The organism is Myroides sp. C15-4 (assembly GCF_050522745.1).
Taxonomy (GTDB): Bacteria; Bacteroidota; Bacteroidia; order Flavobacteriales; family Flavobacteriaceae; genus Flavobacterium.
In genome coordinates, this window is record NZ_JBMVQX010000008.1 from 27,796 (window position 1) to 40,492 (window position 12,697).

A 12,697-nucleotide genomic window follows, 5' to 3' on the forward strand; every position below is an offset into this window, starting at 1 on the left:
TATTTTAGTGTAGTTGTTGATAAAAATGAGGCTGATATCCCGGTACTAATTCAGGATGTAAGACGTGAATTAAATCTTTGAGTACCCAATCAGGTCGCAATACTCCTATTTCATAAAATAGCGATCCTCCCGTAAGTCCTTTTGCTGGTGCAAAAGAATATATTTTTTTACTTTTAAAAGCCTCAAATTCTTTGTAATGTGGATTGGCAGCTGCTAATTCGGCAAGGGATTCATAGTGTCCTGGATTGATCCAGAATTCTGCTTGTTGTGCTTTTTCTAGCACTTGTTCAAAGGACAACGCTAAACTACCTACTCCTTGTGTATCTTTCCACAAATAATCCGTTTGTGCGTCTTTAAAGTAAACAGCGGCCCAACTCTTGCCTTCTGGTAAATACCAAACATCGGAATACATCGCTCCACTCATCACCGTTGGTCGTTGCTGTACGCCTTGAACTAGTTGAATTGTAGCTAGATAATCTGCTGCTATTTGATCAAAAAATTGCGTAGCTTCTTTTTCTTTGTCGTATAAAAGGCCGATAAGCTTTATCCACTCAGCTTTCCCCAAGGGTGTTTGCTCCGTCCAATCTCCATTGTATAAAATAGGAATACCTGCATTGGCAATTGTTAGCAGGCTTTTATCTTCCTTATCCAGGGCAAAGGCCATTAATACATCCGGTTGTAAATCTAAAATTACCTCAACATTGAGTGCCTCATTTTGACCTACTTCTTTGATTTTACCTAAGTCGATTTGTTGTCTTACAGCTGCTGTTGAAACATAATCCAAACCTGCAAAGCCAATCAAAGAAGGGACTTCATTCAGTACATCCAGAGCGGGAATATGTGTGGTAGCCGTTGATACAAGCCTTTGAATTGGAATTTGAATCTGTGGATATTTTTGAAGAGAATCAGGAACCTGTGCACTTGCTCTTTTCAATACATAAGTAAAATGCATTGGAGCATTTACCCAAGGCTGTGTGACGTTTACTACATAAACATCATCATAGCGAGCAAATGTAAAACCTTTGGCATAGGTTACGGTAGCTTGTGTTGCTTGCTGTACAATCGGTTCTTTTACTTTTTCCTTGCAATTGGAAAACAACAAAAATAACGTACACCCCAAAAAATAAAAAGCTAATTTTTTCATGTATTCAACTGTTTGTTTACAAAAATAAACTTATTTCTTCGATTGAAGGGTAAGTAGTTTGTTCTTTGCGCGCTTTGTGAGCTTGGTTTACAGCTAATGGTAATCCGTTTAGCGTTTACCCCTAAAAAAACTATCCTTCCAAAGTAGAAGGATAGTTTCACTCAAAAATCATTAATTAAAATAAAGCCGTTTAATTTTACATTTTATATCTTTCTTTTTATAAAATCTAAATTGAAACTTAATAGTTTCTAACCATAAGCGGATAAAAACTTCTTTGGAATTTCTTCCAATTAATTGAGCATAATGCTCTGCCATTTTTTCAATATCTTGGATATTCGTAGTCAAATGGGCTAAATTTTTCATTCGAAGCGAAAAAGACATCGCTTGATTAAATTTCATTCGATTTAAGTCGACCAAATAAAATTTATAGGTTCCATCCTGTTGTTTTTCGATTAGCGTATTCCCGGGGGAATGATCCAAAAACATAATTCCCTTTTCGTGCAATCCATAAGAAAATCGAACAAATTCTTCCAAAATTACCTCTCGGTCGGGATAATTCTTTTGTGTAATTAAATCGCGGTATGTTATTTCGGTATCCACAAATTCGGAAATATAATAGGTGTTTCGAATAGTTGTGGCAGTACTGTATTCAAAATACGCGACTGCTTGTGGATTAGCTACTTCTAGTGCTTTTAATTTTTCTGCATGTTCAAAGGATCGCAATCCTTTGGGTTTTCTAAAAAATCTATACACGCGTTTATTAAATGCATTGGGTATTTTAAAGGCTTTAATCGCTACGCGTTGTCCGGTTGATAAGGTGACCAGCTTAATGGAGTTTCGACTGCCTTTAAAAAGATAAGTAGTTAATTCCTCATAGTTTTCAATTAGTTTTGTTAATTCTTCTTCTTGCTTTTGATATAAGGGATGTATTTCTTTTTTTACCCTTAGTTGAGTCATAATTATATTACTTTTTATTAACAGCCAAGTTACCTCTTTCCAAGGAAACTCCTTTTCGCTTGTTAAAAAACACAACTAACTAAAGAACAACATATTACAAATCAAAAAAGAATACAAAAACGAACAATATCCATTTTCATCTAGTCTAAATTAATTAAGGAAATCGTTGTAATTTCTCTCCTTAATCTCCAATAAAATTTCACTAAAGATACTTTCCCACTCCTCTTAGTACATCTTTTTAAATTACTGTAACTGGGAGTCTTACCGATTTTAGTTTTTTTCATTTTTATCGAATTGATGTTCTTTGTCCTTGAAAGAATCATTTTTATCGATAAAAGGAGGTATTCGATACATTTTAACCATCTTTAGTTCTAAACATTCCGAACCAACAAGTGTGTTTTAATTTTATTTATTTACTTTTCCCCTTTTAGTTCTTAGACCGTTTAAAATGTTAATATATGTTAACTCCTCTGTTTTTTTTGCGTTCTTTCGCTTATTTCTCCTGGTTTACCTATACGATAGGAGTCATTTTTTCGTTCCTATACTAGGCGTTCACGAAGTTAAGTGTGGTATAAATAGGTTGAAAATTAGCTTGTCATCACAGATTTTGCGGATATCATAAGGTATCATATCTACATTTATGTGTTAATTGCGTGTACAGCTTGTAAATTTTATTGTTTAGTTCTTGTTTATTTCAGAATAAAAACTAATTTTGAGAAAGATAAAAATTAACATTTTATTAAACTTTCACTTTCGTGTAATACTAATACTATGCAACTAAATATGAAAAAACTTTTATTTCTAGCACTATCATTATCAATCCTTTCAACATCTTGTAGTACATCGGATGATCCTTTTGTAGAAGTACCACAAGGTCCAAATCTTGACAACGGATTAATTATATTAAATGAGGGAGGTTTTCAATTAAATGATGCATCCATTGGATTTTCGGCTTTTACTTACGATAAATACTTCGAAGACCTAGCTAAAACGCCTGAAAAAGTATTAGGAGACCTTGCGCATAGTATTGCTTTTAAAGAGAACAAAGCATATGTAGTAGTAAAAGGATCAAATACAATTGAAATTTTTGATCGTTATACGTTTAAGCACCTAGAAACAATTACAGACGGATTGAGCAAACCACTTTATATTGCGTTTGCCAATAATAAAATGTACGTAACCAACGAAGAAGCACAATCGGTTTCAGCTTACGATGCAAACAACAAATTCATCAATGAAATGGCTATGGATGCTCCAGTAGGACAAATCTTAGCTTGGAACACTAAATTGTATGTACAAAAAAATATTTCTGAAACCAAAAGTGAGATTGTTGTTTTAAATGCTGACTTTGCGGTTACTACAAAAATAGCGATTGACAACGAATTGAAAGGAATATCCACACTGGGTGATTTCGTTTATGCGATTTCTTCTACGACAGACAAATCTTTCTTCTATAAGATTGATGCGCATAGGGATCAAAAAGTTACTGAATTCTTTTCAACGAGAAATATCAAAGCAACCAACCTACGTTTAGACAACAACGATCTGTACTATACGAGTATGAATAATGTTTACAACTGGAAACCCAATGACAAAAATGTACAGACAATACCTGTGCTAAGTATTCCTGAAGATAAATTCAACGAGGCTTCAACCTTTTACGGATTTAACGTTATTAACGGTTTTGTTTACATCGGAGATGCAGGAGATATGAACGAGGAAAGTACAGTAACCGTTTATCAAAAAGATAAAAAAGTAAATAGCTTTAAAGCGGGAATTTTAACCAACAACTTCTACGCTAATTTTAAAAGATAAAAAAAGAGTCCGAATGGACTCTTTTTTTATGCTTTACCTTTCACACTATCTTCCCAAAACATGACAATAATTCCATTATATTTTATATTTTTACGATATTATTAATTTAGTTCGCAAGAATAATGAAGAACAAAAAAAATTTCACCTACTTCATTGGTGGTATATTGGTTGTTAGTTTACTTGTGTTGATTGTACAAACGCAATACCTGAAAACAACACAATCAACAGCTACAGAAACCAACCTTGGTACATTTACCAATCCGGAAGTGGCTTATCAGGAATGCAAGTCCATTTTATCCGATGTTTCTAAAGCCTTAAACACTAGCGATACAACTAATTAGAAAAGTATGAAACGAATGATATCTTATGTCTTGATTTGCTTTGCTTTTTTCTCAGTAAATCTCGCTTTCGGGCAAGACAGTTTTTCAAAATTTGAGAAGAACAAAAACATCAACAATGTCGTCGTAAACAAAAAGATGTTTGAAATGATGGCAAATGTCAAGGTTGAAGCGACCAATGCCGAAGAAAAACGCTATTTTGATCTGATCAAAAAACTAACGAGTTTACGCGTTTTCAACACCAAATCGACGGAGGATAAAAAAGCAATGACCTCCACAGTTCAAGAGTATATACAAGCCAAAGGTTTAAAAGAGCTTGTAAATAAAAAGGATAACGACGCAAAAATCACCATCTATATTGATCAAGCGGGAACGAATCAAAATATTTCGGAACTAGTCATGCTCAACGACAGTGTGGATCCCTCAAAAGAAACAGTTTTGGTACTGATTACGGGAAGTTTTAGTTTAAGCGAACTGTCTTCCTTAACCAAAAAAATGAATCTCCCTTTAGGAAATACCTTAGATAAACTATAAAATAACAGCGCCTCTTTTAAAAAAAAGAGGCGTTTTTTATTATTCATCATAATATGATGACATTTATCATTCTATATTATTATTATTTTTCATAAATTAGTACAGAATAACATAAATAAACACGTATTATGAACTTAATGAATTTACCACTGTACAATTTTGCTAATGGCACATTTATGATCATTATCTTTGGATTAGTATGTGTAGGCCTTGTTGTGGCGATCTTCTTATTTATGGGAGGAGGCTCTAAAAACAACGATGAAGATCAACAAGAGTAAAAGATAACAGCGATACCAAACAAATGAGAAAAATTGTGATGAGCGACCATCACAATTTCTTCTTTTTGCTCTGCGTAGGGCTAATTTTTTTGTGCTTTATATGGAAGGCATTGCCGTACACAATTCAATTAAAAAACCATTGCAATCAGTCACATAGGCAACGGTTTGCCCCCATGGCTTTACTTTAGTTGCCTCATACAAAGTCCCGCCTGCTTCCAAAACTCGCTCCACCGCGTGTTCTACCTCTTCTACCACAAACCCAAGTTCAATACCAAAGGCTTTTTCTTTATTCACACGGACATATCCTTTTGATAGATTCGATGCTGCTAGCGCTTCAGCGGCAAAAGCCAAGGTAGTCTCTCCAGATTGTAATTCCGCATAATCCCCTTCTGGTGTACAAAATCGACGTTGAAAACCAAAGGCCTTTTCATAAAATTGCAAGGTTGCTTCAACTTCTGCTACATATAAAATGGTATAACGATACTGTATCATCTCTCCTTTTTTACTCAAAGATACAACTTGATTTTCGCATTAAAATCTACGAAATAGTGATTTTTTATCATTCTTATCGTTTTCTAACCTACCATTAAATTTCTTTAATGTTAATTTTCAATTACTTATAAGTTTTATTTTTGTAAAAAAAATCTGCTTATGAATATTCTACTAGTTGAAGATGAAACCAATGTATCGAATTTTATCCGCAAAGGATTAGAAGAAAGTCAGCATAAAGTTACCTTAGCGTATGAAGGTTTTATGGGATTAAAACTTGCTATGGAACACGAATTTGACCTCATCATACTTGATGTCATTCTCCCTAACATCAATGGTTTCGAAATTTGTCAGGAAATAAAAAAAAACAAATCTGATATACCGGTTTTAATGCTCAGCGCTTTATCGACCTTACACGATAAAATCAAAGGCTTTAATATGGGTGCAGATGATTACTTAACCAAGCCCTTTCACTACGAAGAACTCCTGTTACGCATCAATGCCTTAACGCGCAGAAGTAAAATGACTATGCCTAGTTTACTGTATAAAGTAGATGATTTGGTTATGAATTGCTTCAAGAAAAAAGTATACCGCAAAGAAATCGAAATTAACCTTACCCAAAAAGAGTACCACTTATTGGAATATTTTTTACTAAACAAAAACCGAGTTTTAAGTCGAGCGCAAATTGCAGAGGCTGTTTGGGGTATTGATTTTGACAGAGGAACGAACCTCATCGATGTATACATCAATTACTTGAGACGAAAAATAAATAAAAACCACGAGACACCCTTGATTCAAACCGTCATCGGTATGGGCTATATATTAAAAGATGAACAATGAAGATAAGAACCCGTCTATCCCTTCAATTTATTGGTTTGTTCGCTATTTTGTTATTGAGCGTCTTAACGTCTATCTACTTTGTTGTTGCTACGCAGTGGAAAAAGAATTTCTTTCGTCAACTAGAGGATCGCGCAGTAACAGTGGGACACAATTATCTAGCCGAAGACAACTTTACGGAAGCCGAATACAAAGAAGTACTGCGTAAATTTCCGCGTACGCTGCCCAAAGAGCAAATCAGAATCTACACCTCTGCTTTTGAACCAACCTATATTGCGGAACAAGAGCTACGATGGGACAAAGCCCTCTTACACCAAATTTACCTTCATAAAAAAGTACAATTCAAACAAAAAGGCGATTATATCGTTGGTGTTTTTTATGAGGACAATTCTGGTGATTACATTATTGTCGCCAAGGCTACCAATGAAAATGGAGAAAAAGCCCTGCAACAATTGCGTACCATTATGCTGTTTAGTCTTTTCATTGCCTTGATCATTACTTTTATTCTTTCTCGCATTTTTTCTAACTCCTTATTGAATCCCATTAAGAGTATCATCAATCACATTCAGAATAAAGACGTAGAGAATTTGGTACAACCGATTCCTGTGGAGCATATGTCTAACGATGAAATTAAGATCTTGAGCCATACAATCAATACGCTATTTTTACGCCTTCACGATTCTTTTGACCATCAACAATCGTTTGTTTCTCATGCCTCACACGAATTAAAAACGCCAATCGCTTCCATGATGGGCAATGCGGAAATTACCTTGCGTAGTCCGCGTTCTACCACAGAATATAGAGAAGTACTAGAAGGCATTGTCAAAGATGCCAGTCATATTGATCGCATTATCAACAATCTTCTTACCCTTTCTCAGCTAAACAATGCTCGTTACTCTTTGGAAGAAACGTCTTTTGAAACTTTTTGGTGGACTGTTATTGATCATCTCATAGCTAAACAGAAGGAGTTAAATCTTCATCTGGAGTTGGAAACACAGGAAGAATTATATGCCTTATACTTCATTGGAAATTCACATTTACTCGAATTAGCCATTTCAAACATTATTCTCAATGCGCATAAATTCTCTCATCATGCTCCGATTGAACTAATCCTATCCACTGATGAACAATCTATTATTATTGCAATTGTCGATCAGGGCATCGGTATTCAAAAGGAGGATTTGGACAAGCTATTTCTTCCGTTCTTTCGATCGCCAAATGCTCTGGGGATTAAAGGAACAGGCTTGGGATTGTCTTTAGCCTATAAAATTGTTGAATTACACAAGGGAACACTAACGGTTCAATCAGTCCTAAATGAGGGAACGACAGTAACCTTCCGACTTCCCAAGCGCATTAAACACCGAGATTAATTTTTTTTAATCGCTTTTTAATCGCTTCTTTATCTCGATTTAAAGCGCTTTTAATCTGAGCGAAATAGGTTTGTATCATCAATTAATACAAACTGCAATGCATAAAACGAAAAGACTCTTAGCTACATTCATTTGTTGTTTTGGTTTATTAAGTGCTCAGGCTGACGATAAAAAAGCGCCTATAGTAGTACGAGATGCTGAAACCCACCTCCCCTTACCTGGGGTAACAATTGAAAATATAAGCAAAAAAGAATATAGCTTTACTTTAGAAGATGGCTCATTTGATTTGACTATAGAAGAGGAGGAAACAATAGAATTAAGATTATCCTATTTGGGGTATAAAGAACTAATTTTAAGCTTTCCTACGAGTGAAATTCCCGATACGATTGACTTACTCATTGAGGAAAATGTATTAGATGGGATTGTCATAACGGGCTATACCAAACAATCCAAATCACGCACAACGGGGGCTATTGGAAAAATTGAAGCGAAGGCATTGAATCAATTGCAGGTGAGTTCGATGGATCAGGCCCTACAAGGCCAAGTACCGGGCTTGTATGTGGCCTCTCCCTCTGGTCAACCAGGAACACCAGGACGGGTAACCATTCGCGGTATTGGTTCTTTACAAGATGAAAACACCAATCCACTATACATCTTAAATGGCCTCCCTATTTCACCCGAAACCTTTACTGCTTTACCTGCTGATGATTTTGAAGACATCACCGTTTTAAAGGATGCTGCCGCAACCGCACAATATGGTTCACGAGGAGCCAATGGGGTTATTGTTATTACATCCAAGAGAGGCATTCCACAATCTCCATTACGTGTGACCTATCAAACCCACTATGGTTTTGCACAAGCCAACAACCGCAAATGGGACATGATGAATACCAATCAACGGTTGCAATTTGAAGAAATGCTAGAAGATCCCAACCTACCTGGTTGGGCCTATTCATCAAAAAACCCGTATAAATTGGTTGATGGAGCTGCAGTAGCTAAAACGGAGGAAGACTATGTACACGATGCCCAACGCCTAGAGCAAATTAGACAAACGAACATCGACTGGCGCAAGAAAATCTTACGCAAGGGAATCATTCAATCCCATGCCTTGAGCTTAAGCAGTGGAAGTGAAAAAACACAACACTATACTTCATTTAATTACTATAATCAAGAAGGCGTTTTATACAACTCTGGTTTAGAACGTTTTACTATTAACTCCAATATTCACCACCAGAGTAAACGCTTGAAGGCTGATTTCTTCATCAACCTGGCACATAGCAACAGTAAAGAGTCTGAATCGGACTTTGACGTCAGCGAAACCAATCCAGTAGCTTCTCTTTACTTTGCTTTGCCCTATGAGAATCCCTATGACGAACACGGGCAACTGCAACCTGGTGCCAATCGATTTGGAACAAATGCACTGGCCATGTATCAGGATGTCAACCGCAAATCAACCAGCGTAAAAGGTGTCGTTTCTGGAAATTTCTCCTATGCCATTACTGATGAGTTGAAGCTAACTTCTACCTTAGGGGTTGATTATGCTAAGTACTCCAATACACATCGCATCAAACCCGATACCTATTTTGGGTCTTTAGTAGAAGAAGGCGGTCAAGGCATGTACAGCCAAGGTGATCAGAACAAAATTAGCACCATGACGAACTTGGGGTTCAATTACCGAACACAATGGGATCAGCATGAATTGGAAGCTATTGGATTAGTAGAGATTAACCGCTATACATACGACTATCACGGTTTTACAGGCTTTGGTCTTATTTCGGGCTTCGATCAAACTCCCTCAGGAATTACACCTGGAACGGCAGAAAATGACTTTATCCCCAAAGTAGAAGGCGGCGCTTCTGAAAATGTCTTACTCTCACAGGTTGCCTTATTGCGCTATTCTTATGAGAATAAATATACGGTAAGTGGAAGTTTGAGAAGAGATGGTTCTTCACGCGTTCCTTCAGACAATCGCTATAAATACTTCTATGCGCTTGGTGGGAATTGGAATATGAAATATGAGGATTTTCTCCTAGACAATGAGGTAATCTCTACAGCAAGAATGCGTATAAGCTATGGATTAACAGGAAATGCCAATGGGTTTGCTAGTGATTTCGGTTACCGCCGTTTGTATGGCCCTGGACAATACAATGGGCAAACAGGATTGGTGCCTACGACTCCTGGAAATACAAATTACACTTGGGAAATGAATCGCATTTTTGACCTGGGTGTTGAAATGGGATTCTTTCACAATCGCCTAGTGACTGAAATTGATTTCTACAACCGCATCACCAATGATTTATTTATTGACCGTACCTTATCCATGACCTCAGGTTTTGAATCGTTACCTGCTAATTTAGGAAAGATTCGCAACCGTGGAATTGAATTCAGAATTTCTGGAGACCTAATTCGCCAAGGGGACTTTACTTGGAACATGGGACTCAACCTCGCGTTTAACAAAAATAAAATCTTGAGTTTGGGAGAAGAAGACGATATTGTAACCGAAGATTATTCCATCCATCAAGTAGGAAAATCACTTGGACACTTCTATATGGTTCGTTGGGCTGGTGTAAATACACAAACAGGTGCTCCTCAATACTTGGATAAGGAAGGAAATATCACAGCAGAATACGATCCTGAAAATGCCGTACTCGTAAAAGGCAGTTTTGATCCATCTTGGAAAGGAGGAATCACCACCAGTTTTCGTTACAAAAACCTAGAAGTTAGTGCTTTATTCTCTTTTATCAAGGGAATGTATCGCCTAAATACGGGTGAATTTTACCGCACAGCAGCAGATCCTAATTACCGCATTTACAACCAATCAACTAGTATGTTAGACCTGTGGCAAAAGCCTGGAGATGAAAGTAGCAATCCACATCCTAGCTATACGCGATACTTAACCGATCGAGAGCTACAACGCGCCGATTATATCAAGCTGAGAAATTTGAATGTCAATTACAAATTTACAGGCTTGGGAAGAGCGAATAAGTTGATCAAAGAGGTATATGTCTTCGCTCAAGGATCAAACTTAATCACTTGGACCAAGTGGAAAGGGCAAGATCCAGAAGATGACAACAATTGGTACCAATATGAATACCCTCTTCCTCGTACCATCACCGCTGGGTTAAAAGTAATTTTTTAAAATAATACACCACATGAATAAAGCAATATATACGATAAAAAGATTCTTACTCACCGTGATTACTGTAGGTGTTTGTAGCAGTTGTGATCACTTGTTAGACCTTGATCCCAAAGAAAATATTGACTCCGATCAGCTGTACAAATCAGTGCAATACTTCGAATATGGCGTTGTAGGCGTGTACAATAATTTACATGTAGAATACTCTACTTTATTAGGGGCTGTACTGGCAGACGAGTGTAAATTGAGCCACGAAAATACGGGGGTAGATGGTTATGCGGTTCAACTTAACCGTTGGACCTATAGCTCAGATGACGACCTGTTACACGAAACATGGAAGGACTACTACCATGCGTTGTATAAGATCAATACGCTACTAGAGAATATGCACCGTGTTCCTCAGGAAACAACAGCTGACCAAGAGGCTTTGAACATACTAGCAGGCGAGTTAAAAGGACTACGTGCCTTTGTTCACTTTGAACTGCACCGCATTTTTGGCGAATCGGATGACCTAGGCAAGCAAGCCTTGACTATTCCGTATGTAACCGATACGGATCTATTTAAAAAACCAGGCAAAATGACACAGGCTGATTTTTATACCCTGTTGTGGAAGGATATTCAAGTTGCAGCAGAAAACCTCAACAATAAGCAGGCACCCGCTCGTTTTTCTGTTGATGCAACACAAGCTCTAGCCGCTCGTGTCTCCCTTTATCAAAAGAATTACGCTCAAGCGATTGCCTATACCTCCCAAATTATCAATGCTTATCCCTTGGCAACTACAAACCAATACGCTGCAATGTGGAGGCAAAATCAAACAGAAGAAGTAATCTTTAAACTAGCGAGAAACAATGATGATGAACTTCGCCCTAATACACTGTGGTATAATTTTAATACGGGGAAAACACTTTTTTATGCCGCTAGTAAACTAAATCAGCTATACACAAAAGACGATATTCGCGCTACCCTTTTCTTTGGAACATCAGACCCTAATCAAATTGCCAAATACGCTGGAGAAAATCACGAAAATAGAATTAGCGATTTACCGGTTTTCCGTTCATCAGAGCTGTACTTAATTCGCGCAGAAGCCTATCTAAAAACAGGGGCTACCACACTAGCACTGGAAGACCTACAAACCCTTCAACAAGCGCGATCAACAGCTACAATCAAACCAACACAAATCGATGAAGCGATGATCTTAAAAGAACGCTACAAGGAGTTAGCTTTTGAAGGACACCGTTATTTTGATTTAAAACGATTGGGAAAACCTTTGGAAAGAAACAAAGAAGACCTAGCAGCCCCTAGCGACTTACCTCTGCTCGCTTTTGGAAGTCCACAGTATCAATTGCCTATTCCTCTAAAAGAAATACAAAGCAATCCGAATTTGGGGAATGGTGAATGGTGAGTGGTGAAGAGTAGAGATGGGAGATGGGAGATGGGTGAAGGGAGAAATCGTAGCGAAGTAAAAATCGGAACGAAGTGAAAATCGGAACGCAGTGTAGATTCATCGAACACCGAAACAAATATAAAATCAGTGAGATATATTCATCGAACACCGAAACAAATATAAACTAGATGAGATATATTCATCGAACAAAAAAAACTGTTTTTCGGCTTTTGGTTCATTACATCTAGTTGAAAAAAAAATCTCTTATGAAGAGAAAAGCAAACAAAGAACAAATCGAAGCGTAGCGTAGATTCATTGAACACCAAAACAAAATATCAACTAAGTGAAATAAAAAACAAAAAACAAAATCCAAAAAACAAAGAGCAAAGAACAATAAAAAAAAGGGATGAGTTTG

The 12,697-nt window shown here is 36.9% G+C and carries 11 protein-coding genes; 8 read left to right on the top strand and 3 right to left on the bottom strand.

The genetic code is table 11. From position 1 onward, the window contains the following. Positions 1 to 4 precede the first annotated feature (4 nt). Together ACPDHL_RS05660 and ACPDHL_RS05665 are read right to left on the bottom strand one after the other, a co-directional pair. Entirely contained in the window at positions 5 to 1,144 is a 1,140-nt protein-coding gene (locus ACPDHL_RS05660; RefSeq protein ID WP_430531822.1) for an ABC transporter substrate-binding protein, read from the bottom strand. A gap of 171 nt (positions 1,145 to 1,315) precedes the next feature. Next, the gene (locus tag ACPDHL_RS05665) at positions 1,316 to 2,101 is read right to left on the bottom strand and encodes a lipopolysaccharide kinase InaA family protein (RefSeq protein ID WP_430531823.1); all 786 of its coding nucleotides are present in this window, start codon (positions 2,099 to 2,101) and stop codon (positions 1,316 to 1,318) included. A gap of 783 nt (positions 2,102 to 2,884) precedes the next feature. Here ACPDHL_RS05665 and ACPDHL_RS05670 point away from each other — a divergent pair. The 4 genes from ACPDHL_RS05670 (at position 2,885) to ACPDHL_RS05685 (ending at position 5,066) form a co-directional block, all read left to right on the top strand. Beyond that, positions 2,885 to 3,916: a YncE family protein gene (locus ACPDHL_RS05670; protein WP_430531824.1), complete on the top strand. Its 1,032-nt coding sequence runs from the start codon at positions 2,885 to 2,887 to the stop codon at positions 3,914 to 3,916. 122 nt (positions 3,917 to 4,038) lie between these two features. After that, positions 4,039 to 4,257: a hypothetical protein gene (locus ACPDHL_RS05675; protein WP_430531825.1), complete on the top strand. Its 219-nt coding sequence runs from the start codon at positions 4,039 to 4,041 to the stop codon at positions 4,255 to 4,257. 6 nt (positions 4,258 to 4,263) lie between these two features. Beyond that, positions 4,264 to 4,788, top strand: a complete 525-nt coding sequence (locus ACPDHL_RS05680; protein ID WP_430531826.1) for a DUF4252 domain-containing protein — start codon at positions 4,264 to 4,266, stop codon at positions 4,786 to 4,788. A 128-nt stretch (positions 4,789 to 4,916) separates the two neighbouring features. After that, positions 4,917 to 5,066, top strand: a complete 150-nt coding sequence (locus ACPDHL_RS05685; protein WP_430531827.1) for a hypothetical protein — start codon at positions 4,917 to 4,919, stop codon at positions 5,064 to 5,066. Between the two features lie 96 nt (positions 5,067 to 5,162). On the opposite strand, the gene ACPDHL_RS05690 is transcribed toward ACPDHL_RS05685, so the two are convergent. Next, positions 5,163 to 5,558 carry a VOC family protein gene (locus ACPDHL_RS05690; protein ID WP_430531828.1) on the bottom strand — a complete coding sequence of 132 codons (396 nt, stop codon included), beginning with the start codon at positions 5,556 to 5,558 and terminating at the stop codon, positions 5,163 to 5,165. 159 nt (positions 5,559 to 5,717) lie between these two features. On the opposite strand from ACPDHL_RS05690, the gene ACPDHL_RS05695 reads away from it, so the two are divergent. From ACPDHL_RS05695 to ACPDHL_RS05710, 4 genes are all read left to right on the top strand, one after another. Then, positions 5,718 to 6,395 (top strand): response regulator transcription factor, encoded by a 678-nt coding sequence (locus tag ACPDHL_RS05695; RefSeq protein ID WP_430531829.1) that lies wholly within the window; start codon positions 5,718 to 5,720, stop codon positions 6,393 to 6,395. Further along, positions 6,392 to 7,762, top strand: coding sequence for a HAMP domain-containing sensor histidine kinase (locus ACPDHL_RS05700; protein ID WP_430531830.1), 1,371 nt, complete (start codon positions 6,392 to 6,394; stop codon positions 7,760 to 7,762). The genes ACPDHL_RS05695 and ACPDHL_RS05700 overlap by 4 nt, the downstream gene beginning before the upstream one ends. Positions 7,763 to 7,859: 97 nt before the next feature. Continuing rightward, positions 7,860 to 10,901 carry a SusC/RagA family TonB-linked outer membrane protein gene (locus tag ACPDHL_RS05705; RefSeq protein ID WP_430531831.1) on the top strand — a complete coding sequence of 1,014 codons (3,042 nt, stop codon included), beginning with the start codon at positions 7,860 to 7,862 and terminating at the stop codon, positions 10,899 to 10,901. Positions 10,902 to 10,914: 13 nt separating this feature from the next. Continuing rightward, positions 10,915 to 12,300, top strand: a complete 1,386-nt coding sequence (locus ACPDHL_RS05710) for a RagB/SusD family nutrient uptake outer membrane protein (protein ID WP_430531832.1) — start codon at positions 10,915 to 10,917, stop codon at positions 12,298 to 12,300. Positions 12,301 to 12,697: the final 397 nt, after the last annotated feature.